The 25950-nt window shown below is 54.6% G+C and carries 24 protein-coding genes; 8 read left to right on the top strand and 16 right to left on the bottom strand.

Annotated elements, in window-relative coordinates:
- Positions 1–125: 125 nt before the first annotated feature.
- The 4 genes from CF651_RS13995 to CF651_RS14010 all read right to left on the bottom strand — a co-directional run bounded on the left by CF651_RS13995 (position 126) and on the right by CF651_RS14010 (position 9133).
- Positions 126–1460: an ABC transporter substrate-binding protein gene (locus tag CF651_RS13995; protein WP_094015489.1), complete on the bottom strand. Its 1335-nt coding sequence runs from the start codon at positions 1458–1460 to the stop codon at positions 126–128.
- 129 nt (positions 1461–1589) lie between these two features.
- A complete protein-coding gene (locus tag CF651_RS14000; protein ID WP_094015490.1) occupies positions 1590–2405 on the bottom strand; it encodes an HAD-IIA family hydrolase in 816 nt (271 codons plus the stop codon).
- Positions 2406–2799: 394 nt separating this feature from the next.
- On the bottom strand, positions 2800–8253 hold the full coding sequence (locus CF651_RS14005; RefSeq protein WP_094015526.1) for a glycerophosphodiester phosphodiesterase family protein: 5454 nt from the start codon (positions 8251–8253) through the stop codon (positions 2800–2802).
- A gap of 313 nt (positions 8254–8566) precedes the next feature.
- Positions 8567–9133: a glycerol-3-phosphate responsive antiterminator gene (locus CF651_RS14010; RefSeq protein WP_094015491.1), complete on the bottom strand. Its 567-nt coding sequence runs from the start codon at positions 9131–9133 to the stop codon at positions 8567–8569.
- A 525-nt stretch (positions 9134–9658) separates the two neighbouring features.
- On the opposite strand from CF651_RS14010, the gene CF651_RS14015 reads away from it, so the two are divergent.
- Positions 9659–10279, top strand: coding sequence for an NAD(P)-dependent oxidoreductase (locus CF651_RS14015; RefSeq protein ID WP_094015527.1), 621 nt, complete (start codon positions 9659–9661; stop codon positions 10277–10279).
- A gap of 147 nt (positions 10280–10426) precedes the next feature.
- On the top strand, positions 10427–11239 hold the full coding sequence (gene pdxK / locus CF651_RS14020) for a pyridoxine/pyridoxal/pyridoxamine kinase (protein ID WP_094015492.1): 813 nt from the start codon (positions 10427–10429) through the stop codon (positions 11237–11239).
- 141 nt (positions 11240–11380) lie between these two features.
- Here pdxK and CF651_RS14025 read toward each other — a convergent pair whose 3' ends face one another.
- Positions 11381–11584: a PspC domain-containing protein gene (locus CF651_RS14025; protein ID WP_094015493.1), complete on the bottom strand. Its 204-nt coding sequence runs from the start codon at positions 11582–11584 to the stop codon at positions 11381–11383.
- Between the two features lie 176 nt (positions 11585–11760).
- On the opposite strand from CF651_RS14025, the gene CF651_RS14030 reads away from it, so the two are divergent.
- Positions 11761–12162, top strand: coding sequence for an Rrf2 family transcriptional regulator (locus CF651_RS14030; RefSeq protein WP_094015494.1), 402 nt, complete (start codon positions 11761–11763; stop codon positions 12160–12162).
- A 235-nt stretch (positions 12163–12397) separates the two neighbouring features.
- On the opposite strand, the gene CF651_RS14035 is transcribed toward CF651_RS14030, so the two are convergent.
- The 3 genes from CF651_RS14035 to CF651_RS14045 form a co-directional block, all read right to left on the bottom strand.
- On the bottom strand, positions 12398–13366 hold the full coding sequence (locus tag CF651_RS14035; RefSeq protein WP_094015495.1) for a 2,3-diaminopropionate biosynthesis protein SbnB: 969 nt from the start codon (positions 13364–13366) through the stop codon (positions 12398–12400).
- A complete protein-coding gene (gene sbnA, locus CF651_RS14040; protein WP_094015496.1) occupies positions 13363–14346 on the bottom strand; it encodes a 2,3-diaminopropionate biosynthesis protein SbnA in 984 nt (327 codons plus the stop codon). The genes CF651_RS14035 and sbnA overlap by 4 nt, the downstream gene beginning before the upstream one ends.
- Before the next feature lie 113 nt (positions 14347–14459).
- Complete coding sequence (locus CF651_RS14045; RefSeq protein WP_245855905.1) at positions 14460–15686, bottom strand: phenylacetate--CoA ligase family protein; 1227 nt, start codon at positions 15684–15686, stop codon at positions 14460–14462.
- A gap of 206 nt (positions 15687–15892) precedes the next feature.
- Here CF651_RS14045 and CF651_RS14050 point away from each other — a divergent pair, with 206 nt between their 5' ends.
- Entirely contained in the window at positions 15893–16696 is an 804-nt protein-coding gene (locus tag CF651_RS14050) for a YheC/YheD family protein (protein WP_094015497.1), read from the top strand.
- Between the two features lie 301 nt (positions 16697–16997).
- Here CF651_RS14050 and CF651_RS14055 read toward each other — a convergent pair whose 3' ends face one another.
- Both CF651_RS14055 and CF651_RS14060 read right to left on the bottom strand, forming a co-directional pair.
- Positions 16998–17744 carry a hypothetical protein gene (locus CF651_RS14055; protein WP_094015498.1) on the bottom strand — a complete coding sequence of 249 codons (747 nt, stop codon included), beginning with the start codon at positions 17742–17744 and terminating at the stop codon, positions 16998–17000.
- A 162-nt stretch (positions 17745–17906) separates the two neighbouring features.
- Positions 17907–18356, bottom strand: coding sequence for an SRPBCC family protein (locus tag CF651_RS14060; protein ID WP_094015499.1), 450 nt, complete (start codon positions 18354–18356; stop codon positions 17907–17909).
- A 159-nt stretch (positions 18357–18515) separates the two neighbouring features.
- Here CF651_RS14060 and CF651_RS14065 point away from each other — a divergent pair, with 159 nt between their 5' ends.
- Complete coding sequence (locus CF651_RS14065) at positions 18516–19337, top strand: AraC family transcriptional regulator (RefSeq protein WP_094015500.1); 822 nt, start codon at positions 18516–18518, stop codon at positions 19335–19337.
- Positions 19338–19454: 117 nt separating this feature from the next.
- On the opposite strand, the gene CF651_RS14070 is transcribed toward CF651_RS14065, so the two are convergent.
- From CF651_RS14070 to CF651_RS14080, 3 genes are all read right to left on the bottom strand, one after another.
- The gene (locus CF651_RS14070) at positions 19455–19859 is read right to left on the bottom strand and encodes an SRPBCC family protein (protein WP_094015501.1); all 405 of its coding nucleotides are present in this window, start codon (positions 19857–19859) and stop codon (positions 19455–19457) included.
- 22 nt (positions 19860–19881) lie between these two features.
- Positions 19882–20370 (bottom strand): DinB family protein, encoded by a 489-nt coding sequence (locus CF651_RS14075; RefSeq protein ID WP_094015529.1) that lies wholly within the window; start codon positions 20368–20370, stop codon positions 19882–19884.
- 68 nt (positions 20371–20438) lie between these two features.
- Positions 20439–21308: a helix-turn-helix domain-containing protein gene (locus CF651_RS14080; protein ID WP_094015502.1), complete on the bottom strand. Its 870-nt coding sequence runs from the start codon at positions 21306–21308 to the stop codon at positions 20439–20441.
- A 157-nt stretch (positions 21309–21465) separates the two neighbouring features.
- Between CF651_RS14080 and CF651_RS14085 the strand changes: the two genes are divergently transcribed.
- Both CF651_RS14085 and CF651_RS14090 read left to right on the top strand, forming a co-directional pair.
- A complete protein-coding gene (locus CF651_RS14085) occupies positions 21466–21828 on the top strand; it encodes a hypothetical protein (RefSeq protein ID WP_094015503.1) in 363 nt (120 codons plus the stop codon).
- A gap of 15 nt (positions 21829–21843) precedes the next feature.
- Positions 21844–22764: a YitT family protein gene (locus tag CF651_RS14090; protein ID WP_094015504.1), complete on the top strand. Its 921-nt coding sequence runs from the start codon at positions 21844–21846 to the stop codon at positions 22762–22764.
- A gap of 151 nt (positions 22765–22915) precedes the next feature.
- Here CF651_RS14090 and CF651_RS14095 read toward each other — a convergent pair whose 3' ends face one another.
- The 3 genes from CF651_RS14095 to CF651_RS14105 form a co-directional block, all read right to left on the bottom strand.
- Positions 22916–23659, bottom strand: a complete 744-nt coding sequence (locus CF651_RS14095; protein WP_094015505.1) for an amino acid ABC transporter ATP-binding protein — start codon at positions 23657–23659, stop codon at positions 22916–22918.
- Between the two features lie 14 nt (positions 23660–23673).
- Positions 23674–24333 carry an amino acid ABC transporter permease gene (locus tag CF651_RS14100; RefSeq protein WP_094015506.1) on the bottom strand — a complete coding sequence of 220 codons (660 nt, stop codon included), beginning with the start codon at positions 24331–24333 and terminating at the stop codon, positions 23674–23676.
- Between the two features lie 89 nt (positions 24334–24422).
- A complete protein-coding gene (locus CF651_RS14105) occupies positions 24423–25202 on the bottom strand; it encodes an amino acid ABC transporter substrate-binding protein (RefSeq protein ID WP_094015507.1) in 780 nt (259 codons plus the stop codon).
- Positions 25203–25417: 215 nt separating this feature from the next.
- Between CF651_RS14105 and CF651_RS14110 the strand changes: the two genes are divergently transcribed.
- Positions 25418–25948, top strand: a complete 531-nt coding sequence (locus tag CF651_RS14110; protein ID WP_094015508.1) for a hypothetical protein — start codon at positions 25418–25420, stop codon at positions 25946–25948.
- Positions 25949–25950 lie beyond the last annotated feature (2 nt).

Genomic DNA, 25950 nt, shown 5'->3' on the forward strand with positions numbered 1-25950 from the left:
GCAAACCTCCTCCAAGCCTTAAGATCAAATGTGTTTCCAAAAAGGGGGGCACCTGCCGAGGAAGGCTTCAGCGAATTGCGAACAAAGCCTGACGCAGCGGTGCCCATCCGATTCCTTGCTTCTGCTTACTTGTTAAAAGGAGCCAGCGCTTTGTCCGCTTCCTCCTGCGCCTTCTTCAGCCCGTCGGCAGGGGTCAGCGTGCCGGTCAGTACGGCCTGTACCTGGTCATTCAGGGTCTTCATCACTTTGCCGTTGTTATGTGTGGACAGCTCGGCCGCAGCATATTGCAGCTGATCGCGGGCAACCAGCGCCGCAGGGAAATCCGCAGCGTATTTCTTCATCCGCTCGGTCTCATAGGCAGACTTCTTCACCGCGACATAGCCGGTATCGATACTCCATTGCGCCGCACGCTCGGTTTCGGTCATGAACTTGACGAATTTCCAAGCCGCTTCCTGCTTCTTCTTGTCAATATCCTTGAAGATATAGAAGTTGCCGCCGCCCGTTGGGCTGCCGAAGCTTGCGTTCTTTGGCAGGAAGCTGACGCCGAAATTAAATTTGGCGTTCTTTTTCACGTTGGACAGGTTGCCGGTCGTGTGGTACATCATTGCCGTCTTGCCCTCCAGGAAGTCGGACGGAACGGTTCCCCAATCGGTTACACCCTCCGGCATCACCTTCTCCTTGCGGGACAGGTCGCTCCAGTATTGCAGGCCAGCAACATTCTCAGGGGTGTTGAACATCACCTTTTTGCCGTCCTCGGTCATCAGGTTCTTGCCGCTTTGCAGAGCGAACGTTTGGAGCATCCAGTAGCCGTAGCCCGTTACCGGAATTTCAAGCCCCCAGGTGCCGTTTTTGGTCAGCTTTTTGGCATATTCCTTCATTTCGTCCCAGGTTTGAGGCGCTTTTTCCGGATCGAGGCCGGCTGCCTTGAACAGGTCCTTGTTATAGTAAAGAACGATCGTGCTTCGTTGGAAAGGGATACTGTACGTTTTCCCGCCGGTTTGGGAGTTCGCCATGAACGCCGGGTAGAAGTCGGACAAGTATTTGTCTCCGCCTTCCTTGGCGATGAACTCATCCAACGGAACAATCGCATTCATATCGAGCAAGCTGAACAGCTCCGTGGACTGGAGAACCGCCACATCCGGCGGGTTTTTGCCTTGAACCCCGGCTTGCGTCTTTACAGCCGTATCCGCGTAGCTTCCGGTATAGACGGGCTTAACGGTGATGTTCGGATTTTGCTTCGTGAACTCTTGCGCCATCAGCTCGATCGTAGCCGTTAATGGCCCCCCCACCGCGATAGGATAGTAGAAGGTCAGGTCGACTTTCTCCTCGGTTTTCGTTTCCGCCGGAGCCGGAGCTGCTGCAGGGGCTGCCGGTTTGGAAGCTGTGCCGGCTTGGCCGCAGGCTGCCAGGGTGGTGCAGCAGAGTGCGAGACTGATCATTTTCGTCGTTAAGGAACGCATGGAATTCTCTCCTTTTAATATAAATGGTAGTATATAAGCCCCGCTTCGTCCTGCCCTTCTCACTATAACGGACAAGTGTAAAGCAGCGATTAGAGCATTGTGAAGCAGGGGTAAAATCATGGAATGGTGCTACGAAGCCGGCGATTCACTGGCCGCGAAGGCTGAGCTTATCTCATGAAGCGTAGACCATACGTAATCCGGCTGAATCGGAGATCGTCTCAAGTCGTCCTCCGAGGTCACGCCGGTCAACACCAGCGCCGTGCGCAGACCGTTGTTGGCTCCGAACAGGATGTCCGTCTCCAGCCGGTCGCCAATCATCAGGCAGCGCTCAGCCGCCAGCCCGCTGGATTGCAGTACCTTGTCGCCGTAATACTTCGACGGCTTGCCAATGACCGCGTGCGGCGTCACGCAGCTGGCTGCCTCGATCGCCTTCACCATCGACCAGGTGTCGGGCAGGACATCCCCGTCCACCGGACAGAACGGGTCCGGGTTCGCCGCGATGAGCGCCGCCCCGTTCCTTACCGCCTTCATCGCCTGATGCAGCTTGTCGTAATGGAAGTGCATGTCCATTCCGACAAGCACATGAGTGGCCTCCATCGCGTCCGCCGCGTGCGGAATGCCCTGCTCCTCCAGCTCGGCGGCCAGCGCCGGCTCTCCGACGACGAACACTTTCCGCGGCTCCCCTTCCCGCTCGCGGAGATAAAGGGCCGAGACGTAAGCCGCCGTCAGCATCTCGTCCAGATGCGCTTCCAGCCCGAGCCGCTGGAGCCGCAGCTGGCACTCTCTGCGGGTCCGCGTCGTCGTATTCGTTAGAAACAAAATCGTTTTACCGGCCTTACGCAGAGCTCCGAGCGCCTCCAAGACTCCCGGGAGCAGCTGATCCCCGAGCAGGACCGTCCCGTCCAAATCAAACAAATACCCATCAAAATCCGTCACATCCGGCAATATTCGCGCAGCTCCCTTCTGTAAAAAACACAAAAAACCCTATATCCATCAAACGGCAGTCGCAGTCGGCCGCTATCGGCCGGTACAGCTCCGTCTGGTGCATAAAGGGTTTTCTCCTCGTCTCGTACCCTTGCATTATTCTCTTTTAAGCTTACAACGTAAGTATAACCGTTCAATGTTATCGCAGCGTCAACCGGGTATGAACAATTTGTAAAGGCGGGGTCAGGGAGTCTGCTTCGCCCCTGGCAAGGAATGGCATGTTTGTACGTGAGGAGAGATGGGTGCCGGGGGATTCCAACCCGGCACAAAAAAATCCTGTCCGAGCCGGTACGATGTACCGGTTCGGACAGGATAAGACAGTGCAATACAGTGCAATACAGGAAGCCAGGAACAGCTAGTTTATATAATTTACCTTGCTTAAGAGCCGCTTCAGCATAACCGCCGATTGAGCGCGGGTCGCATAGCTTGCCGAATCGAGTGTATCCGTCGTCATGCCGTTCAGGAGCCCCGCCTGAAGCGCAGCGGCTACCTCCGCCTTCGCCCAGACGATCTGCTTCGCATCCTTGAAGGCAGCCAGCGCCTCATCCTGCTTCGCCGGGGAAACACCTGCGTCGATGCCTGCGTAGGCCATCGCCCGAACCATCATCGCGGCCTGCTCCTCGCGGGTGATTCCTTTATTCGGACGGAACGATCCGTCCTCATAGCCTCCAAGCAGACCTGCGGATGCCGCCGCAGCCACTGGTGCCGCATACCAATCCGCAGCCTTCACATCGCTGAAGCTTGCTTTGCCGGACGCAGACTCCAAGCCCAAAGCGCGTACCAGCAGCGCTGCGAATTCGGCGCGGGTCATGTGCCGGTCCGGGTCAAAGCGGTTCTCGGCTGCGCCGTCAACAATGAGCTTGTTAGCCAGCAGCTCGATGTCCGCTTGAGCCCAATGGTTCGCCAGATCGGCGAAGCTTTTGTTGTTTTCGATTATCGTGAATACACCATCTCCGCTGCCCTTCAGCGTCACGATCGTTTGCCCGTCCTTCACGGTAAACAGGGCCGGAACGAACTGAAGCTGCTTCGTTTGCGGATCATACTTTACGCCCGTCGCCTTGCTTGGGTCCATCGCGCGGTCCAGCGTCAGTTCACGCGAACCTTCTGCCGCAGCCAGACCAGCCGGAACCGCAGCGCCGTCCTTGCCGGTCGCCTCGGCGATAAACTTCACGGGAGCCGCAGCCAGCTTGCCGCCCGCTGCCGCTACTGCGCCGCTTACTGCTGCAGCTTCGCTTTCCTCCAGCTTCTTGGCCGTGAACCGAAGGGTTACGTCGTTGACGCTAACACCCAGCTTCTGTGCCAATGCATCCAGCTTCAATGCAGACAAAGGCAAGGTATAGGCGATGTGATCGCCTGTAAGCAGCAGCGTCTTGCCGTCTGTACCAGATGCACTGCTCACGCCTGCCGCCGGCAGTGTGACCGTATCTCCGGTAAACTTCACCTGAACCCTGGTATGTGCACCTAATGATTCCTTCAGCTTGGAAGCATCCGCTTTGCCATCCGTCGCTTCAACGGTATCCGGAATAGACTTAGAGGCATCCGAACCGTTTACCGAGCCTTCATTCGGAGTCGCAGGAACCGTCGGGGTTACGCCGCCGCCGCTGCCACTGCCACTATTGTGGCCCTTATGGCCGCCTTTGACTTCAATAGTAATGGGCTGCGAATACATATCATATTGATTGTTCGTGTCAATAACTTGTGTCGTTCTCAGCAGCGCATGAACCGTGCCTGCGTTCTTCGCAGTCATCTTGGCCCCGTCCACGTTCACGACATCTTGTCCGTCCAGCAGGACGATCTCCGGTGTGACAGCTGTCTTCGCTCCCTTGAAGGAAACAACAGAAGCAGACAAGGTGAGGCTGTCATTTTGAGCCAGATCGTACTGATCCTTCTCCGGCTGGATGGAAGCCGCCCAGTCCGAAGCATAGTCGGCATAGTCGGTCGTAATCCCCCAAGGCCCCAGCATAAACATAGAGATGAAATCGTTTTGGTTATTGATTGTCCACGGCGAGACGATCAGACCATGGTGATGCGCCGATTCCATGAAGTTTTTGCCGATGTTGTAATAGCCTACATTAAAGGTTGCGTTCGTTCCCTGAACATTTCGAATCGCATCCCGCAGTGATTTGTTTACATTGGTTTCGTTAGAAGTGATGCCATTGACCAGCAGTCCCGTAGGCATTTCCGGCATTTGCTGACGCAAGCGCATCAGTTGCTCAGTATTGAAGGACATCATGTTGACCGTGTCTTCTGCTTTTTTGTCCTTAATGACCTGAATCACCGTATTAACCATTTCCGGCTTGGAGGATTTGATCTCCGATTCGACCATTTTTCCTTTTGATTGGGCCAGGTCGATCTGCTCGTCCCATGTCGGGATCTTCACGTTCGGGAATCCCGCCGGATGCGGTTTATTCGCATTGAGCGCCTTCAGCTGCTCCAACGTGAAATTCTCTACACTGCCTGTGCCGTTTGTCGTACGGTCCAGTGTGTCGTCGTGGACGATCACAATATGCCCGTCCTTGGACAGCCACATGTCATTCTCGATAAAATCCCCGCCCGCATCCAGGCCAAGAATGTTACTCTCAATCGTATCCTCCGGCGCCTGCGAAGGAAGTCCGCGGTGGGCCAAAATAAACGGCTTCCGAATCAATGTGGTGTTATGGGAATATAATTTGAAAGCATCGACGGCCGTTTGGGGTGCTCCCGTCATAATTCCGTCTACACCCGCCGTAATCAGCTTATGCATAACCAGGGTGCGTTCCGCCTGAACAGACGCCTCCTGCCCCCAGACCATGATCGCTCTTTGCTGCAGATATTCGACCATGTCTCTGGAAACAGCAGCAGCCTGCGGCAAAATCGCAATCCGCGCATTGTTCGCGGACGTTTCCCTCCGAATGTCGAGCAAATTATCCTTCGTGACGCTTCTTGCCGTGAAGTCGATGATCCCGCGTAGAATAGGATACGCTTCCCTTGCCCGCTTCACCAGCTCTCCCCGATCGGAGACGACAAACGCGTCCTCGATTGCCTGTGCCTTCAGATACTGCACAAGCTGATCTACGGCTTGTTCATCCTTCACATAGAAGGTCGGAATCATAGAGGTTCCAATGATACCCATAACCGTATCCAGACCGCCGATGTTCGTCTGTCCAGTCTGATCGGTTACCTGCAAATCACCGGTCACATGCAGCATCACAGCTGCAGGCTTGGAGCTTGTGCTCAGCGCCGACAAGTCGTCGAGCGAATGAATTTCCGCCGCTACGGATGGCACAAGAGCGATCTTCGTATCCGGCGTCGCCATCTTAACGAATTTCTCCGTCGGAGTAGGCGGCAGCGCGCTTTCCTGCAGCGTAACCCGGATGTTATCCACCTTCATCTTGCTGCCGTTGGACTGAAATCCGATCCTACCTTTGGCATAAGCTGTCGCCGCTTCCGTATCGACGATCATTTGGTCGTTGATCCACTGCTGCACGCGATTGCCGAGCGCGATGACCGTATAATGATACATTTTATCCGCCTGGATCGACTCGCTGTACGAGGCTTTCTCCATCACGTTCCATCCGTTGGACGATGTACGTTCAGCAAACTCAACCCCGTTAGCAGAAGCATTCTGCCTTACAGCCATTTGATAATACGGATAATTATTATTTTGAATGCGATACATGATGGAATGCCATCTTGCCGAATCGTTCGCTGCCAGATGAGTGACATCCGCTTCGATCTTGTAGTTGCCGAATGCCCCTAAGTAGCTTGGAAGCAGGACCCTGGAGGGATTATCCGGGCTCGTGCGCGCATCCAGCTCGAAAGCTCCCGATTTCACGACTGCGGCGGCAGCCGTTGTCCCCTCGATTCTTGTCCAATCCGGCGGCAGGGAGCCGTCCGGAAGCGAATCGAAATTTTGCTCATACAGCACGTATTCCTTGTCCGCCGGGTCCTTGACTACCACCGTCAAGGCAATGCTGCCTCCATCCTTCTGCACGGTCACCGTATAGACGCCCTTTTGCGATACGGATTTCAGCTGTCCGTTCTCAATCACCACGGCATTGGAGGACGATGACCAGTTGAGTTGATCGCCCCGGAGCACTGCCGTGGAGAAATCGTTATAGCTGCCCTGGAAGGTAATGGCGCTCAAATCCACCGTTTGGCCGGACACTGCCAGAACATACCCTGTGTCATGCTTCAAGGAAGTCAGCTGAACCCCTGTAGTCGATCGCGTCACAGTGATCGTCTTCTCTGTTTCCGCGTTGTAATAAACCGCCTTGATTTTGGCTGTTCCCTCTTTGACAGGATAGATTTGGTTGTTGATAATTTTGATCACACTATCATCGGACGAATACAGCTTCACCCGGTCGGCCGGCACGGAATCTGTAATACCGTCCGAGAAATAGACGCTGTGCGTGACGCTGGCCGGGCCGGTCAAAGCTTCTAATGAAGCGGATACCGTCATATCAAGCCGGTCAGCCGTAATTCTCGTCACCTTCAAATTATCGAAGGATACCTTGCTCTGGTCTCCCTGAAACCCGACTCTTCCCTTCTCCGGCAGCACCTCAGAGGTCAAGTTTTTATCGCCGTAGCCGGTAAAGTCCGCATCGCTCTTCATTTTCAAATATTGCTTGACATTGTTGTCAAACACTCTGAGCTTCATCGTGTAATCTTTGCCCGTTTGCAAGGTAGCTCCCGTGCCGCTTATAGGCGTAGGAGAGTACCAGCTGCCATCCGGTTTCCGGTAGGCCGTCTCAATGGTTCCATTTTGCTTGATGGCCATTTGCGGATACGGCGTCTTGCCCGTTGACGGCGCCCGGAACATAATGGAAGCCCAGCGGCCGGTGTTCAAGAAGGCGTCGAACTTCACATCCGCCTCAATCGCGTAATTGTCCCATTGGACCGGAGCGATGATCCGGCTTTGCTTGCCCGACGCGTTCCCATCAAAGGTCAGCCTGCCGTTGCCATAGGTGTCCTGAACAACCGTAAACGGACTGCTGCCCGAGTTAACGTCCGATACCCAGCCGTCCGGCGTGCTGCCGGTCGGATAGCTGTCGAAGTTCTCATTCAGCAGCACCGGATTGACATTGCCTGATACCGGGTGACTGTCTGAAAGTGTAATCACCCCATAGCCGGCGGTATTGTTCCAGAACGTATCTTCATTGTAAGCGCTCCAGAAGCTTGACCGCTGCTCGGAGGAATCCGCGCCATACCGGTCCGTCGCTCCGATATTGATGCCCAGCTGCTTGGTCAGCACAGGATCAAAGTTCAGCATGTTCCATGGCACTGCCATTTCCATCGCCCAGCCCGTGCTTGTCTTGCTGATGGAACGAAGAATTTTCTTCTCGTCCTTGCTGCCTTGATTGTTCGGCGCGGCTCCGAAGTGGAATTCCGGCGTTGCCGTTCCCGGCTGATATACGAGCCCGATCTGCATATCGTCAGCGGCAAAGGGAGCCGATTGATGCTTCGTAGGATCCAGGAAAATATTGATATTGTCCTGTTCAAACCAATATCCTGTTGCGTTGGAGGTCAGCGTATCGTCATCGGCTTTCACCCCGACATACAAATACTGATTGTCCCACAGCAGCCCGAAGGAGGCGTCCTTAAAGGTCCCTTGTCCGGACTTCTTATTTAACGGCTGATCAATCTTCCAGATGGATTCATCCAGCTTGCCGTCAATGACCGGAGCGGTTAACGTCTTGTTAACCTCCAGCGAGATTCTGCCCGCGTCCGCCGCGTGTGCGGAGGGCAGCCAGCTGAGCGGCTGTACCAGACTTCCGACGATAGCTGCCGCCGTGGCTATGCGTACTAGCTTGGCAAACTTGTTGTTCATGATTGTCCCTTCATCCCTTTCATTCATGATTGACTTTCCATTCCCGCTTCTCCCGCACAATGCGCCAATACGCCCATCTGATTGAGATGAACCCTGCCGCCTCCTTTCCCGGAACAACACAAAAAACCCTCTATCCATCAAACGGAAACGACGCCCCAAAACAATGGGGTTGTCCATCTGTTGCATAAAAGGGTTTTCTCCTCGACTCGTACCCTTGCCTATTCTTTTGTCCGTTACAAGTCCTACTTTACCAGCGTTTTGTTATCGGAACGTCAAGCCCTCTTAAATAAATTGTAAAGCCCCCCTTGACCCCTTACATCGTCCACAAATGCTTGCTCCCCATAGACACGGCGCTCGCGCCCGCTTGCAGCGCAATCTCAATCTCGCCCGGCTCTTGAATCAGCCCCCCGGCAATAATCGGCAGGGAAATACGGTCCCTCAAGGTCGTAATGACACGCGGGATAAGCCCTGGCATAATTTCAACCGCATCGGGCTCGCTCTGCAAAATATTATGGATGCCATGCTCCAAGGCCGACGTATCGATGAGAAAAAGGCGCTGGATCGCTAACAGCCCGTTCTTTTTGGCATGCTTCACGAAATGGCTTTTCGTTGAAATAATGCCGGTCGGCCGGACCCGCTCCGCGATAAACCTCATAACAATCGGGTCCCCACCCAGCCCGGTTATAAAATCGACGTGCAGGAACACCTTCTTGCCTGCACGAAGCGCCTGGCCGACGTAATCTTCAACCGTAAACAGATCCCCGATCAGCAAAAACACGGCAGGCCAGTCTCCGCGGCAGGCCGCCTGCAAATCCTCCGGCCTGCGTACGGCAGGAATTATTTTTCTCGCGCCCCAGTAGTGGTGCAATTCATGCTTCATGCTCTCCGCCCCCATCTTCATCACAATAACCGCTATTCACCTTCTCTATTTCAACTTAGCAGATGATTGTTATTGGAATGTTAAATGCAAGCACAAGCGGTGTCTTTTCATTGTGTTTAGGGCTTTAAATCTGTGGACAAAGTGAATTGTGGATATGTTGATAGCTGATCTTCCCTTTATGCACAGCAAGGGTTGAATCCCTGTTAATAATGTGTATAAATATGGGGATAAGCCGTGGAGTACATCGTACCCTTCAGTTGAACGATTTGGATGCGAGCCGCGTCTCACCGTTAGAAGCTGCTGCAAGCATCCGCTCCTTGCCAAAGGCACTATTTCCTTATCTTAAGCCTGAATCGATTCTGTGGATAGCTTGCTCTGTGGATATGTGAGTAGAAGCCTAGAGGCTTATACACACCCTGCTTTCAGGAGCTGTGGGCTGTGTGCATAAAGCTGTGGATAAGGGACGCGGGTTTTCTTTTCATGCTATACTAAGCAGGATTGTCTGAGGAAAGGATCGTGGTTGTGTTGAATCTTGTTATTTTGGGGGCGACCGGTCGCGTCGGTTCCCATATTGCGGCTCTCGCTGCCCGTGATGGCCATCATGTCACGCTGCTGGTACGCCAACCGGAAAACCTGCAGCTTGCGGGGGACAACGTCACTGTGATACAGGGCAATGCTTTGGCAGCCCAGGCTCTGGAGCTTGCGGTACATGGCGCCCACGCGGTCATCAGCGCCTTAAGCACGGACGGAGCCTCCACTTTATCCGAGGGGATGCCGCTCCTGATCCGCGCGATGAGCCAAAGCGGCGTGCGGCGCATCATTACCATCGGAACCGCAGGTATTTTGCAAAGCCGGGTCTCGCCTGACCTGCTGAGGTACCAGTCCAGCGAATCCAGACGCACGTTAACCCGTGCCGCCGAGGAGCACCATAAAGCTTATGAAGCTTTGCGGCTGTCAGAGCTGGATTGGACCATCGTCTGCCCGACCTATTTGCCTGACGGCGCGTTCACCGGGACGTACCGGGTAGCCAAGGATCTGCTGCCCGAGGACGGCAAACAAATTTCAGTGCAGGATACGGCCGCCTTCGCTTACGCGCAGCTGGACGATCCGGCCTATATTCGATCCAGAGTAGGAATCGCCTATTAGGGTGTGGACGAAAACCGAACACCTCGAACCCCGATCTGCCCGACTGGCAGTGAAAATTGCGGGTTGTAATCTCGTGTCGAAATCCGTAGGATAAATATATAACATGTGTTGTGCATTACATTCGTGATTATAAAGGAGACGAGTACCTTGAGCCTAAAAAAAGTACTAACGATAGCCGGCTCGGACACGAGCGGCGGCGCCGGAATCCAGGCGGATTTGAAAACGTTCCAGGAGCGTGACGTTTACGGCATGACCGTCTTGACGACGGTGGTAACGATGGACCCGTTCAACGGCTGGTCCCACGGGGTATTCCCGATTGCTCTGTCCACGGTGGAAGAGCAGCTGAAAACCGTGCTGGACGGCATCGGCATCGACGCGATGAAAACCGGCATGCTCGGTTCCGTTGAGCTGATCGAGCTGGTAGCCCACACCATCAAGTCCAAGGGACTGCAGCGCATCGTCATCGATCCGGTGATGGTTTGCAAGGGCAATGACGAGGCGCTCCACCCGGAATCGACCGTAGCGCTGCGGGAGCTGCTGGTGCCGCTGGCGGATGTCGTAACGCCGAACCTGTTCGAAGCTGCACAGCTCGCGGACACATCACCGATCCGTACGCTGGAGGATATGAAAGAAGCCGCCCGCATCATCCGCGAGACCGGCGTGAGCTACGTGCTGATCAAGGGCGGCGCCAAGCTGGAGCATCCGCAAGCCGTCGACCTGCTCTACGATGGCACGACCTTCGAGCTGTTCGAGTCGGACAAAATTTCGACCGGCTACACGCATGGTGCAGGCTGCACCTATTCCGCCGCTGTCACGGCTGAGTTAGCCAAGGGCAGCGAAGTGAAAGAGGCCGTACGCACCGCAAAGGCGTTCATCTCCGAGGCGATCCGCCACGGCTTCCCGATCAACTCGTTCGTTGGACCGACGATGCACTCCGCTTACCGCAAAGCCCAAGGCTAACGGTATATGCAGCAAAAGCTCCCCGCCTCGCGTTCACGGGAGGGGAGCTTCTGCTGCATTCCATTCATCCCGTCTCCGGCTCGAAACCGTTTATCGGCCGACAGGAGGGTTCCTCCCCTGCTGTGGCAGCCTCACTTCATCTTAAGACACGTGATGGATATAAGCATCCTTCGGGATGATCAGGCTCGCAATAAAGTACAGCAGTACAGTTGTCCCGAAGCTGCAGAAAGCGGCAATGATCATCAACATGCGGACAAGAGTGGCGTTGATCCCCAGGTATTCCGAAATCCCTCCGCACAGGCCGGTTAATCTGCTATTTGAAATCGAGCGGTATATTTTTTTCATATGAGTTGTTCTCCCTTCCATCGTTCATGCCTTTATTGTAAGGCTTGCCTGTGGAAAGAAAAACAGACCGGCGACGGTGACGGAGCCTAGTCTCAAGTCGGGGATTGCATTGACGTTGCCTGGCGTTAAAGTTATTATGGATACGTAAATTCTTTTATTGAGGCGGATGATCCCGAATGAAGTACTCCAAGGCAACGAATTACGCCCTTCACACCATGCTCTTTCTTGCGGCCATAACTCCCAACAAACCGATCGGCGTGCAGCAGCTGGCAGAACGGCAGGACGTTTCCCCTACCTATCTTTCCAAGATCTTAACCAAGCTCGCCAAGGCAGGCATGATTGAATCCATATCAGGAGCCAACGGCGGATACAGTCTGAAGAGGAACTGGGAAAGCATCTCGTTCCTTGATATTATTCACGCAATTGAAGGGAATGCTTCCTTGTTTGATTGCAGCTTGAACCATGGACCCGAATGTGCGATTCAGCAGGTGGTACTAGCCGCAGAAGAAAAAATGGAACAGCATCTGAGAAATCAGACGATAGCCGAGCTCGCCAAATCTATGAAAAATGAACTGTAAAATGTAGTAAGCGAATAAGGAATATATATTGTCTACATTATCGTTTATTCGCTGTTCATCGGCCCAAGCCATCATCATAAATCAAGCAAGCCGGCTATGACTGCCCATTGCACATGAACAGCCCGACCGGCCTAACCAAAAGAAGGAGTGCTTCGCAGCAGCACTCCTCTCCTGCTTTGCTATGTCTGGGAACCCGCGGCAAGCTATGCCCAGCGTGTTATCAGCGGATCCCTCCTCAGACCTTCAGCCTCGTTCCCTTCCCTAGGCGCAGCGCTTCGCCCACATAATAATCCGCAATACCAATGTCAAAGACAGCCAGCCCCATCGGGTTAAAATAAACCGGCTCCTCTGCGTCAAAACGGGACAGAGCGCCATGGAACAGCACCTGCGGAATCGTGAGGGTATCCGATTCCTGCAGGCCGTGCTGCACATGCAGCTGCTCGATATCCGTATTCTCGCGGCATACCTCCTGCCAATCATCGACGATGATGGCCTTCACCTTCGCTACGCTGTCTGGCTTGTAATCGCGCAGCGAGACGTTAAGCAGCAGCGCGCCCGCGGGCGGCGCTTCATCGATGTACCGCTCCGCGGCGACCGTGCAGGTCGCGATGACGCTGGACCCGCGGTACACAGGCCGCCAATCGTCGGCAATGTCCGTGATGCCGCGCACGGATGCAGGGACCGTGCCCGGGTCCATGCCGTTCAGGTCATACAGGGTAATGCGCTCCAGCTTGTCACCGAGCAGAGCGATGGCCATCTCCAGGTGCAGACGGCCGATCGGCCCCCAGCCGATCAGGCCGAGCCGCACCTTCGCAGGGCGCCGCTCCGCTGCATAGGCGCGGAGGATGCTTCCGCTGACCGCTGCCGTCCGCAGGCCGTTCAGCAGGCCGCTATGAAGAAAGGCCACAGGCTCCCCGGTGGCCGGATCATTCAATATGAGCGTATTATGGGCACGGGGCAGCCCTATGCGCCGATTGTGCGGAAAGCTCGCCACCCACTTGATACCGGCCGCCTGAACGCTCCCGCCCACATAGGCCGGCATGGCAATGATCCGGTTGACCGGATCGCCGAACCGCAAATACGGCTTCAACGGATGGGCGCAGTCGCCCCGCTCCTTGATCGCCGCGACCTCCTCTACGATGCCGACAAGCCTTGGCCAATCGATGCCTATGCCGCGTATCGTTTCGTCGTTCAAGTAAATCATGCGCCTCCACCTTTCCAGGACACGGGGTCTGCCCCCAGCTCCCGCCGTACCCACTCGTCATTGTAGACGGTATCCAGGTATCTCTCGCCGCGGTCGGGCAGGATCGCCGCGCATACCGCTCCCGCAGGGATGCTATCGCTTAGTTTACAGATCGCGGAGACCACCGCCCCCGACGAGGCCCCGGCCAGAATCGCTTCGCGCCGCACCAGCTCCCTGCAGCCGCGCACGCAGTCGGTGTCGGACATGTGCAGCACAAGGTCCGCCAGGTCATCCCGATGCAGCGGCGGCGTCATGCCCGCGCCAAGCCCGGGAAACTTGCGCGGTCCCTTCTGTCCGCCAAAGATCACGCTGCCCTCCGCATCCACCGCGACGATCCGCGTCGGCCACCCGCGGCTGCGGATATATTCCATACAGCCGCGGATCGTACCGCAGGAGCTGACGCCGCAGAACAAATAATCGATCGGTCCCAATGCATCCCCGATCTCCTTCATTGTCGTTTCCGCATGCGCCAAATAGTTATCCGGGTTCCCGTACTGATTGGTCCAATACGCATTCGGGATTTGCTGCTGCAGCTCCTTCACCCGGCGGATACGGGCAGGCAGAAATTCGCCCGTCTCCCGGTCCGGCTCCGTCACCAAATCGATCTCCCCATGAAAGCTGCGGATGATCTGCTTATGCTGTTCTGTCGTACGCGGGTCCACGACACAAATAAACCGCAGCCCCGCATAACAGCACAATTGGGCAAGGCTAATCGCCAAATTGCCCGAGCTGGATTCGATGACGACGGTTTCACTTGTAATCTCGCCCCGCCTCATCGCCTCCCGGACCATATACAGTGCCGGCCTATCCTTCGCGCTCCCGCCCGGGTTCATCCATTCCAGCTTCCCGAACACTCGAAATGCTTCGCCTTCGAACAGCCGGTTGAGTCCGATAAGCGGAGTGCTGCCAATCGCTTCTACAATACCGCCTTCCAGTTTCAAGCTGAGCCCTCCTATGCGCTGCAGACTCCATGCCAAGAGATACACGGCTTCACCATCGTTCCAAATGGCATGTGTTTGTCAAAGTCTTAGCTGCTGAAAAACGATTGGATTACTTATTCGTAAAAAATCTTTTTATTCTTCACTGCCGCTCGCCGCTCCAGATCTTCAAACACGTCGGCCGTAACCTGAATGCCTTCCAGAATGCCGGCCCCGATCATGACGCCAATCTCGGGAATGCGATGCTCCAGATCGCGACGGATCCGGTCAAGTATCTCCTGCTTCGCGTTCGGGCTGTAGACGTGCACGCCCAAGGCGTTTCCCACTACTTTGACCCTGACACTCGCATCGCTTAAATGTTGGCATACGACGTCCTCGATATCGTAAATGCTAATTTTTTCTCCATGCTTCAGATCCGGCCCGATGCGCTTCACCAAGCTCCCAAAGCTTGGCCTGGGCACCCCGTCCACCATGACGGTGTCAAAATCGCGCACCACGTCGTAAGTAACATACCGCAGCGCAGGAAAGGCCTCTCTGACCGTCGAGGTCAGCACCAGCACCTGCTCCCCCTCCGGCAGCGGCTCGAAGCCGTCTCTGAGTGCTTCCGCCGGTACCGCCTCCGCAGCAATGCCCTCGGCAAACAGGTACCGTCCATGCTCGTGGGAGAAATAAGCGATCGTACCGATTTCGATGGACCCGTACGTATCCGTTATCTGTTCCACGCCGATGCCGAGCCGTTCGGCAGCCCGCTGAATCCAGCCGGGGGAAGCAATCTCGCCGACCAATACCACCTGCCGGATGCCATATGCAGCAGGCTCCTCCGATGCAAGCAGAATCCGGTCCAGAATCGACGGCATCGTATACAGCACCTCCGGCTTAAAGGCAGCCAGCCGTTCCAAATGCCGCTCGATCGGCAGCCGGAAGGAAACCGACTCCACCTCCATGCCCAGCCTTTGAAATACATCGACAGCCGTCGCCTCCGCATGCCCTGTCCCCATATCGGACATCGCGCGGCAATACCCCTTCGAGCCGACCAGCCTCTGAAAAACATCCAGCTTGATGCGGATATACGCCTCTTCATCCGATGGGGAATAATAAATTTTTTTGCGGCGGTTGGAGCTGGTACCCGACGTTTGGTAGCAGTACAGATCCGCACGGTTTGTCAGCGGATTCAACTCCGTATAGTAATGAGCTTCAAGAACGGAAGACGTGATTAGCGGCAGTCGACCCCAGGCTACACCCGAAGCATCGTAGGGCTGCTGCAAGCCCGCCATCCCCGCATACCAAGGATAGCGATGCGCCATCCGTTCGACCGTTTGCTGTAGAGCTGGTGACCCCTGCATTCGCAGACTCCCCCTATCCTGATTTGCCGGATCACTTCACACTTCCCGACTGTATACGATATGCGTGTTGTCCTTGCTGCGTTCATTCCCGCTCTCGCCTTTGGAAGGAAATGGGTGATTCGACATATGGATAGGCTCACCTAAGCGCACCCAGCCCCGTATCATGGAAAAGGAACGAAGATGCTACAGGAAGGCGGTTTATACGGATGAAGGATAGGCGTCAAAACATTCCCAGTAAAATGGCCAAAACCCGAGTCGTGCTCCGCAGCCGCGAGCTGACCCGATATGTCCCGGTTACCCGTCTATTTCACCGCGAGACGCTTCGCCGCATGCTGGAGAAGAACGGCATGGTCTACGTCAAGCCCGACATCGGCTCACTCGGTATCGGCGTCATCAAGGTGGAGAAAAAAGGCCTCGCCTACAGCTATCAGAGCGGCACGCGCCGTTTTAGCTTCCCGGGCTTTCCGGCACTATTCCGCTCGCTTCAGCAGCGGATCGGCCGCAGGCGCTACCTGGTTCAGAAAGGAATTCACGTGCTCCGGCACGGTCATCGTCCGTTCGACTTCCGGGTGATGATCCAGCGCAGCCCATCGCGACGCTGGGAGCCTACAGGCATTGCCGGCCGGGTCGCCCATCCGCTCAAAATCGTGACCAACGGCAGCCAGGGCGGTACGATCTACCCTGCGGCTGCGCTGCTCACCCCTCATGGCGGGAAAGCCGGGGCCGGCCGGCTCATTCGGCTGATGAACCGGATAGCGCGCGTGACCGCAGCCCAACTGAGCCGTACCTACCCCGCCCTCAATGAGCTTGGGCTTGACGTGGCCATCGACCGCAGCCTGAGGCCCTGGATTCTCGAAGTGAACACGAGCCCGGATCCGTGCCCGTTCACCAAGCTGCCGGATCGGCGAATGATCCGCAAAATTGTCGCCTACGCCAGAGGCTACGGCAAGCACTACCGTCTCGTCTGCAACAAAGCCAAACGAGCACCGGCCACAGGCCGCAAACGTTAAACACCGGCAGGGACGGTTCGGAAGACGGCTCTACCCTGCCTGCCGTACGCCGTCTTCTGCCTTTCCCTCCCCTGCGTTCAAAAAAGGATCGGCTGCCTCGCAGCGGCGCAGCGCACGCCCGGGCTTCGCGCGTGTTGGAAGACCAAAAAGAGGGTAAGCAGTCGGCTTCTGCTTACCCTCTTCGCTATTGGACCTGCTGATAAATCAGCAGGTGCTTTTTCTCATAACTATTGCTCATGCTCTATCTTAAGGACAACATTAAGAACGACGTGCCAGCCTGACTCCTTCCATTGAGCTGCCGTCAGCGGAGCACGTAATATACGATTACCGCTGCAACAGCGGCTGCAGCCAGGCCGATGAGCTCCGGCACCGGCTTCCGCTTCTTATCCTTTACGCCGAAGTGAATCTCCGAAGGCAGCTCCTCGTGCTGCAAGGTTTTGTGGGCACGGATTAAATCCGGCAGATGCTTGCGGGTCAGGTAGTACCCGTACACCATAACCGTCACCGTTCTCCCCAGAACGTATACGATGACCAAAGCACCAAGCGCCCCTGCCCATGGCACCCATGGGCTCTGACCGCTCAGGGCCGCCTTCTGTCCGGTTGGGCCTTGCCCCGTTCCCAGTGCGGTCAAATCCTCCTCCGCCTTGGCCAGAGGCTTCGTTCTGCTGCACAAATTCGTCTGCAGCTGGCCGTCAGCATCCCGCCCCGCGTAGATCAAATACTCGGTGTTCGGCTGGAAGCCGTAGCCGCAGCTCGCGGAGCTTAGCGCCGTGTACACGGTAGCCTCCGGGGCGATCGCTCCTTTCCATACATTGGACACGGACACCTGCACTTTCAGCGGATCCGCGCTGGAGCGGAGCAGCCCTTTCTTTTCCGTGATGCCTATGACTTTCCCCGAAAAAACCGCCTCGCTCCGCTGAAGCTCCTCCTGCACGGAGGCCGGCATGGCGCAGGAGCAAGCGTATGCTTCCTTCGGCAGCCATACCGTCATCACCATACATATCCATACGATCGTATACAGCAGGATGAATCCTTGTCTCTTTCTCATCGCTCTACCCCTTCCCCCAATCTATGCTTGATGAAAGGATAGACGAGGCCGGACTGGGAAATGTTCCATTTTATAGGAAATGGATACGATTCGGGGCAATCTCTGAGGTCAAGAAATGCTGCCGAGGGTCACAAGGCTCCCCCTATGAGCATATGGACGGCGTTACCAAGCGAATTGCAGCGTTTTCCCTGTCTCCGCATAGGTCTTCATATTGCTCAGGATCATCCACCAATGCTTCTGCGTGTTAGGGAAGGACGGATGGTCCGGCGTCCATTGATCATTGACGAGCGTCAGCTTCGTGCATTGACCCGAAGGCTCCAAGGTAAAGGTCACTCTGGACTGAAGCTCCTCATGATTCGCATGGTAGGAAGGTCCCGGATGCTCATAATAGCTGAACACCTTGTGAGGCTCGCAAGCCGCAATAGTACCGTACACGTGTACCGTTTGGTCCCCGTCATTGCCTGGTCCTACGTACTGAAAAGGAGCCCCGGCCTCAAACGTCGTTTCCAGCGTACAGCCGAACAGTGTCTCTCTCACACCCTCCGGTGAAACCAATACGTCCCATACCTGCTCAGGCTGTGCGCCGATATAAAATTCGTACCTCAATTCCATATTCACTCGCTCCTTATCGTCAAATGGTCCTTCAGCATGTCCTCGCTGCAAGCAAGGTCGGGAGCCTCCCGTTAATGCTTTACTATAACTATAGTTTTTTGCTAGCATACAAGTATTGTAAAAACGCGACAAAATCGGAAATGATGAGGAGGATAAACGATGAATGGATCCGTACAAAAGAGTTTCCCCGGCCAGCCCAGCATGGGTGTGCTGAATCTCAAGGGCAGCGAAACGAAATTTCGCTTGTCCCGCTATACTCCTTCCGACGATATCGCTTTCTTCATCAAGCATTTTTGGATTGTCAGCTGGGACCTGACCGGACAAGAGCCGTATTTGCAGGATGTCGTTCCGAATCCTTGTGTGAACCTGGTCATTGAGCGGGATAAAACAGCTATCTTCGGTGCAGCCAAAGGCAAATTTTCTTATCTTTTGCAGGGCAAAGGCTGCGTCTTCGGCGCCAAGTTCAAGCCCGGCGGGTTTTACCCTTTCCTGCAGCAGCCGGTTTCCGAGCTGTTGGACAAGCCTCTGGATATAGACCGTGTGTTCGATATCGAGGCCCGTGACATCGAGCGGCAGCTATTGGCTCTGGAGCACGATGAAGCCATGATCCGGCTCGCCGAACAATTCATCCGCCCGAAGCTCCCTGCGAGAGATGACACGATCCTGCTGATCGAGGACATCATTGACCGGATCAAGGAACAGCCTGATATTACGAAGGTAGACCACCTGGCCGAATGCCTTCCTATGCACAAAAGAAAGCTGCAGCGCCTCTTCGAGCAGTACGTCGGCGTCAGCCCCAAATGGGTGATCAAGCTGTACCGGCTCCATCATGCCGCCGAGCAGGCGGATCAGGGACGGGTAGTGGATTGGCTGAAGCTGTCGCTGGATCTGGGATACTATGATCAGTCTCATTTTATTAAAGATTTCAAAACCATCATCGGCGAAACGCCGGAGGAGTACGCTCGTCGCGTAGGCGGATAAACAGGTGAATGGCAATCAAAAAAGGGACTGCATGAGGGCGATTACGCCTTCGTGCAGTCCCCGTGCTATCCTTATTGCCGGTTCATCGTCTGCCAGCTAGCTAACGATCCGGGGCGACTAATTTTCCATAATGCCCTTCAACGACAGCAGGTCCCGCTCTACCATCACCTGATCCCGCTGAAATGCTTCCTCGGAAACGCCGGGCAGTCGAAACAGCGTGAAGAGGACCTCGGAGCCCGTTCCGTTAGCAATGACGCGCATCGGAATCCGGTTGATTTCGCCGGAAGGAAGCGTCACGTCATGATCCAGTACGCCAAGCGTATTTTTCGGGACGAATTGCATCGTTAAAGGGCCCTCCGGCGTTTCTATGACCCCTTTTCCTTCGGAAGCCTCTATGGAGGACAAGCCGAAGGAGACCGCCCATGCCGGAAAATGACGCAGATCGTATACATACGCATACACCCGCTCAGGCGGGCATTGGATAGAAATACTCCATGTCCTGGATGGGTAAACCTCACTCATACTCCCCAGCCTCCTGTCGATATTAGCTGTACAATACAAAAAAGTTCAGGTCATGTCCGAGCTGCTTCAAGTAATTGTAAAGCTGGGAACGATGGTGGAACGTGTGGGTTACGATTTCAATCAGCCATTTGCTCTGTACCGCGCCATGCTCCAGATAGAATGCCTTGGTGGACTTATGCAGCAGCTCCTCCTCCGACAGCGATTCAAAGTAGTGCTTCGCCGCCTCGAAATTCCGCCTGAACTGCTCCGCCAATGCCGCGGTGTCCCTCACATCCGCCAAGCTGGTTTCCAGCTTCTCAACCTCCGGCTGCGGCTTCTCCTGTAAAATCGCCAAATCCGATGCCGGGATCATCACCAGATGATGAACGAGCTCCAGCAGCGTGCGCATATTGTCCTGAGGACGGTAATCCCACTGCTCCTGCTGTATACGCCGGATCAGCCCCTCGCTTGTCCGTACCGCCAGTTCCAATTCCTCGAGTAGATGGTTCCGAATTTCCAGTACACCGCTCATGCTCTTCATCCTTTCCTCTTCAGAGGTTATTTATCTTTCTATAATTTCATTATACCTGGAACACGGGCTCAGGCATTGGATAAAACGGACAAGTTCCGGTATTCCTCCATCGCCGCTCCCGGCGTATCTCCATAAAATCGGCGAAACTCCCGGATCAAATGCGCCTGGTCGAAAAAGCCGTATTGCAGCGCAAGCTCGCTCCAGTTCAGCTGCTGCCCATCCCGAATGGCTCGAACAATCGCCTGAAATCGGACGATTTCACTGAACCTTTTGGGACCCATACCGATCCATTGATCGAACTTCCGGTTCATCTGACGGGCGCTAATGGCTTCCGCCTCTGCCAGCTCCCGGATACGGATGTTTCCCCCGGACACGAAGATGCGGTGCAGCAGGTTTTGCATGAGGGCATCCGTTCCGGCACCCTTCACCTTGAGCAGCGAGATCAAGTATTCCTCTATCCTCCGAATCTTGGCCTCCATCGACGGTTCCTGCACGATCCGACCGCCCAGCTCTTCCATATCTCTCGGCCATAGGCAGGCTAAGGGCACGAGCCGGTTTGTAAATTCCGCTGTCGGCAGCTTCAATAAGGCATGTGCACCCCCGGGAAAAAAGCGGACGCCATACTTGTGCACCGGCCGGTGCTTGTCATATGCGATGGTGAACGCTTGATCGAACATGCCGCAATAGGAAACCCGGAAATGATTGCCTTCCCTGTCCTGCTCGAACAAAAGATCGGTACACCCGTCCGGAAGCACCCTGTCCGTTCCTTCGCCACCCGGCATGAGGACCGCTGCTCCCGATTCATAGGGCTCCGACGCCCAATAACACGATACATACGGCTGCATGACAGCCGAGGGCAGCCATTCGACATAAGTATGGGTAGCGACTCTTCCGTTCGCTTGTACGGGGCGAAACAACGAATGCAGCTGGATCGTCATGGCAGAACCTCCTTGCACCTACTTGAAATGACTATAACCCAGCCGTCCCGGGTCCGCAACTCAGGCTTTCCAATCTTCCAAGCTTTACTGACCTTATGAAATAATGATAAAATTTTAATGACTTCATAGATTCGGAAAGGAAGGAGGGGAACCGCTGATGAATAACCGACGCCACCGGCATTGGATCATTCTGGTATGGATTGTTGTCGGTTTTTTCCTCTTTCCGCTCACGCCTCCCATCTCGCAAAATATTAGCTTCGGAGAGCATGTCGTAAGCCAGATGAATGAAACGCCCGCTTTCATGCGGATCAAATCAGAGTCCTCCCAACCCTCCGTTCCTGCGATATATCCCGCTATGCCCTGGAAGGACTGGGAAGACGAGCCGGATCCTTGCTTCCCTCTGTTATACGTTTTATTTGTCGTCTTTCTATACTCGAAGCTCCGAGAACGACTCAGGAAGTATATGCTGGCCCCTTTGAAATTCACCTCGGCTTATGTGGCTTATTCTCATTCAACCTAGCCCAACAGGAATTGAATGAGAAGAAAAGAGGAGATTTCATTGACAAGCACACCCCTGTCGCAAGAACAGATTACGGCCCAGCACCAGAGAGTTGCCCGAACCAAATTTTTGCGCCGCGCCTTCTTTATGGTCATCGGCTCGCTGCTTTTCTCCGTAGGACTTGAAATTTTCCTGGTCCCTAACAATATTATCGATGGCGGCATCGTAGGTATTTCCATTATTTTGTCCCATTTGCTGCATATTCCGTTAAGCGTGTTTCTGGTCCTGCTGAATTTGCCGTTCCTGATGATCGGCTACAAGCAAATCGGCAAAACCTTTGCCTTCTCCACCTTGTTCTCGGTTGTCCTCATGTCCATCGGAAGCCAGCTGCTGCATCCGATTCAGCCGATAACGATCGACCCGCTGCTCGCGGCCGTGTTCGGCGGCATCATTCTTGGCATCGGCGTAGGCCTTGTGATCCGCTCCGGGGGATCGCTTGACGGAACGGAGATCGTAGCGATTTTGTTCAGCAAAAAAACGCCCTTCTCCGTAGGCGAAATCGTCATGTTTTTCAACCTGTTCATCCTGAGCAGCGCCGGCTTCGTCTTCGGCTGGGATCATGCGATGTACTCGCTGATTGCGTACTTCGTTGCCTCCAAAATGATCGACATTACGATCGAGGGCCTGGATCAATCCAAGTCGGTCTGGATCATCAGCGACGAGTATGAGAAAATCGGGCAGGCCATCACCTTCCGGCTTGGCCGCGGCGTCACCTACCTGCATGGCGAAGGCGCCTTCAGCGGCGATAATAAAAAGGTCATTTTCAGCGTCATTACCCGCCTGGAGGAAGCCAAGCTGAAAACGATCGTGGACGAGAACGATCCGAACGCGTTCCTGGCCATCGGCAACATCCATGACGTCAAGGGCGGACGGTTCAAGAAAAAAGATATTCACTAACCGCTTCCGGCGATTCGAATATGCAAAAAAAAGAACAGCTTCTGCGGTCCTTGTTCCATGACCTGCAAGAAGCTGTTCTTTGTGTGAATTGAAGAATTTGACCCCGAAGGTTGAAGCCGTCCCAAGGAACGGCTGCCGAACCGGACAGCGTCTACAGGCTGCGGTTCAAGAAAGCCTTCGTCCGCTCGTGCTGCGGATGGGTAAAGATCTGCTCCGGGGAGCCCGACTCTACGATCTCGCCCTGATCAATGAATATAACCCGGTTCGCCACCTCACGGGCAAAACCCATTTCGTGCGTGACAACGATCATCGTCATGTGCTCCTCCGCCAGCTTCCTCATCACCTGCAGCACCTCGCCCGTCAATTCCGGGTCCAAGGCCGAGGTTGGCTCGTCGAACAGCAGGATTTCGGGATTCATCATCAGCGCCCGCGCGATCGCAACCCGCTGCTTCTGTCCGCCGGATAGCTTGGCCGGGTAATAGGTTGCCCGCCCGGACAGGCCGACCTTGTCGAGCAGCTCGCTGCTTCGCTTACGGATGTCCGAGGCCGACTCCCCTTTGACCACTTTGGGAGCGAGCTCCAAATTTTCCTGCACCGTCAAATGCGGAAAGAGGTTGAAATGCTGAAACACCATTCCCATTCTCGACGTCATCCGTTTGATCTCCTGCGGCTTGGAATAGACCCCGTCCTGCACGAGCGCCTCACCGGCAATCCGGATGCTGCCGCCGTTGATTTGTTCCAGATGCACGAGGCTTCGGAGCATCGTGCTTTTCCCCGAGCCCGAAGGGCCGATGAGTGCGATCACATCATTTTTATGCACATCAAATGAAATCTGCTTCAGCACATCCAGCGTGCCGTACGATTTCGTCAGTTGGGATACTTCAATGATAGCCACTAGCGCCATTCCTTTTATTCAAATTTAAATCTGCGTTCCAGCCATTTGAAGAGCGTGGTTAGCAGGAGCGTCATGATCAAATAAATGACCCCGGCAATAAAGAACGGTACGATCGTAAAATCACGGTTCACCGCCGTCTGGGCGTAGTGAAGCAGCTCCGGCACCGCAACGGCATACAACAGCGCGGTATCCTTGATCAGCGTAATCGATTCGTTCGAGACGGACGGAAGCACCACCCGGAACATTTGCGGCAAAATAATCCGCGTCGTCGTCTGCCACTTGCTGAAGCCCAGCACCTGCGAGGCCTCGTACTGGCCTTTATCGATTGCCAGCAGGCCGCCCCGGAAAATCTCGGCGAAGTATGCGGCATAGTTGAGAATAAAACCGACGCAGGCCGCGGTAAACCGGTCCAGCACCAAATATTCGCCGACGACCGGCAGCATCGGCAGCCCGAAGCAGATCACCAGCAGCTGCAGCAGTAAAGGCGTGCCGCGCATGATGTAGATATAGGCATGGGCCAGCCCGGCCACAGGTTTGCTGCCGCTTTTGACAGCTAACGTGAGGACAAAGCCGAGAGGTACGGAGACGATAATGGCGATCAGAAACAGCAGAATCGTCATCTGTGCCCCTTCCAGCATAGGCATGACCATGTTGTGTAAAGTCGTTGCGGACATGTTGAATATTCCCCCAAAAACAAAACGGAATTTTCTTAGAGGATCTCTAAGTCATCCGTTTCGTTTGTCTTATCTTGATTCAATTCTGCTTATTTCAATACTTTATTCTCGCCAAACCATTTCGTGGAGATCGCTGCAGCGGTGCCGTCCTGGTTCATCTCGTCCAGCGCCTTTTGAAGCTTCTGAAGCAAGGCGTCATTGCCCTTCTTCACACCAACGCCATACTCTTCCGGTGCAAGCGACTCATCCAGCAGCTTGAAGGTGCCTTTTTCCTTGGACATGAAATATTTAATGACAACCTCATCTATCACTACCGCATCGACGCGGCCGATTTTCAAGTCACTTAATGCCAGAACATTGTCGGAAAACTCGGTCACATTCTTAAGCTTCGATTTGATCGGACTTTCATTCAAGGCGTCAGCCGCGGAGGACAAGGATTGCAGTCCTACCACTTTGCCCGCCAGATCGTCAAGCTTGGTCAGGTTGGATTTCGCCAGGGTGACGACCACCTGCGAATTTTTCAAATAGGGCTTCGTGAAAAGCACTTTTCCTTTACGCTCGTCGGTAATGGTGTATCCGTTCCAGATCAAGTCGATGCGTCCGCTGCTGAGCTCAGACTCTTTCGTTTTCCAGTCAATAGGCTGAAATTCAGCCGTAACGCCCATTTTCGCTGCAGCCGCTTTGGCATAGTCAATGTCGAATCCTACGATTTCATTCTTGTCATCGCGGAAGCCCATCGGAGCAAACTTATCGTCTATACCGATGACAAGCTTTTTACCTGCATCTGCGGAGCCCTTGGACCCGGAGCACCCGATAAGCAGGGAGAACACTGCGGTAATGATCATTATCATAGCTGCTGTACATTTCATAAATGCTTAAACCACCTTTTGTTGAGTTCAAGTTACTTTACTACGTTACCACTTTATCAAGAATCTCATAATATCACATTATGTCAAATAGTGTCGATAGAAGTCGATCTAGTAAAATATTACCTCTACTCCTGTCGGCAATCCTCGGAATCTGCTTCTGTTTTGCTAACGAGTCATGCTATACTTTTTCCAAATGATTGGAGGCAACGGCGTACATGAGCTACTATTTTGCGATATGCGCAACCGAGAAATATCAAGAAAAGTACATTGACTTTCTGCTCCGCCACTACCGGCAATTAAACCTCCCTTATTCCTTTCCCGTAACCCTCAGCTTTATAGCGAGCCCCATTCTCATGAGGGAGGAAGCGCTTCTGTGCTTTGATGAGGACGACGAAGTCGCGGGCGCTCTGGGTTATATCTACGGAACCGGCGAGAACGATTATCAGGATACGCATATCATTCAAATCCAAACCGTCCTGCTGGCGGAAAAATACCGGCGAACCCGCCTGTTTCTCCAAGGCCTTCAATATTTAACGCAGTACATAGGCCAGCTGGACAAGCAGGTCACAGAGGTCCGCTTCCGGACGCCTTCCCAGCCGTCGCTTCAAAGACTGTGGGACAAGCTCGCAGTACGAAGTGCAGTACACGAGACCCCCTTCGGAAGGGTCGACGAATACCGGGCTGCGGTGGCGGACTGGCACGCTTACGCAATGAAATTTCGGCATGAGAGCCACTTTGGAGTCTAGAA

Origin of the sequence: Paenibacillus rigui, from assembly GCF_002234615.1 — a bacterium.
Classification (GTDB): domain Bacteria; phylum Bacillota; class Bacilli; order Paenibacillales; family NBRC-103111; genus Paenibacillus_S; species Paenibacillus_S rigui.

Excerpts from the sequence above, each read along its gene's own strand:
- CF651_RS14085 (WP_094015503.1), top strand. The coding sequence starts at position 21,466 with ATGAATAACCGACGCCACCGGCATTGGATCATTCTGGTATGGATTGTT.
- CF651_RS14050 (WP_094015497.1), top strand. The coding sequence starts at position 15,893 with ATGAAGGATAGGCGTCAAAACATTCCCAGTAAAATGGCCAAAACCCGA.
- CF651_RS14045 (WP_245855905.1), bottom strand. The coding sequence starts at position 15,686 with ATGCAGGGGTCACCAGCTCTACAGCAAACGGTCGAACGGATGGCGCAT.
- CF651_RS14065 (WP_094015500.1), top strand. The coding sequence starts at position 18,516 with ATGAATGGATCCGTACAAAAGAGTTTCCCCGGCCAGCCCAGCATGGGT.
- CF651_RS14100 (WP_094015506.1), bottom strand. The coding sequence starts at position 24,333 with ATGTCCGCAACGACTTTACACAACATGGTCATGCCTATGCTGGAAGGG.
- CF651_RS14075 (WP_094015529.1), bottom strand. The coding sequence starts at position 20,370 with ATGAGCGGTGTACTGGAAATTCGGAACCATCTACTCGAGGAATTGGAA.
- CF651_RS14010 (WP_094015491.1), bottom strand. The coding sequence starts at position 9,133 with ATGAAGCATGAATTGCACCACTACTGGGGCGCGAGAAAAATAATTCCT.
- CF651_RS14090 (WP_094015504.1), top strand. The coding sequence starts at position 21,844 with ATGAGAAGAAAAGAGGAGATTTCATTGACAAGCACACCCCTGTCGCAA.
- CF651_RS14070 (WP_094015501.1), bottom strand. The coding sequence starts at position 19,859 with ATGAGTGAGGTTTACCCATCCAGGACATGGAGTATTTCTATCCAATGC.
- CF651_RS14110 (WP_094015508.1), top strand. The coding sequence starts at position 25,418 with ATGAGCTACTATTTTGCGATATGCGCAACCGAGAAATATCAAGAAAAG.
- CF651_RS14055 (WP_094015498.1), bottom strand. The coding sequence starts at position 17,744 with ATGAGAAAGAGACAAGGATTCATCCTGCTGTATACGATCGTATGGATA.
- CF651_RS14105 (WP_094015507.1), bottom strand. The coding sequence starts at position 25,202 with ATGAAATGTACAGCAGCTATGATAATGATCATTACCGCAGTGTTCTCC.
- CF651_RS13995 (WP_094015489.1), bottom strand. The coding sequence starts at position 1,460 with ATGCGTTCCTTAACGACGAAAATGATCAGTCTCGCACTCTGCTGCACC.
- CF651_RS14030 (WP_094015494.1), top strand. The coding sequence starts at position 11,761 with ATGAAGTACTCCAAGGCAACGAATTACGCCCTTCACACCATGCTCTTT.
- CF651_RS14025 (WP_094015493.1), bottom strand. The coding sequence starts at position 11,584 with ATGAAAAAAATATACCGCTCGATTTCAAATAGCAGATTAACCGGCCTG.
- CF651_RS14080 (WP_094015502.1), bottom strand. The coding sequence starts at position 21,308 with ATGACGATCCAGCTGCATTCGTTGTTTCGCCCCGTACAAGCGAACGGA.
- CF651_RS14005 (WP_094015526.1), bottom strand. The coding sequence starts at position 8,253 with ATGAACAACAAGTTTGCCAAGCTAGTACGCATAGCCACGGCGGCAGCT.
- CF651_RS14060 (WP_094015499.1), bottom strand. The coding sequence starts at position 18,356 with ATGGAATTGAGGTACGAATTTTATATCGGCGCACAGCCTGAGCAGGTA.
- CF651_RS14035 (WP_094015495.1), bottom strand. The coding sequence starts at position 13,366 with ATGATTTACTTGAACGACGAAACGATACGCGGCATAGGCATCGATTGG.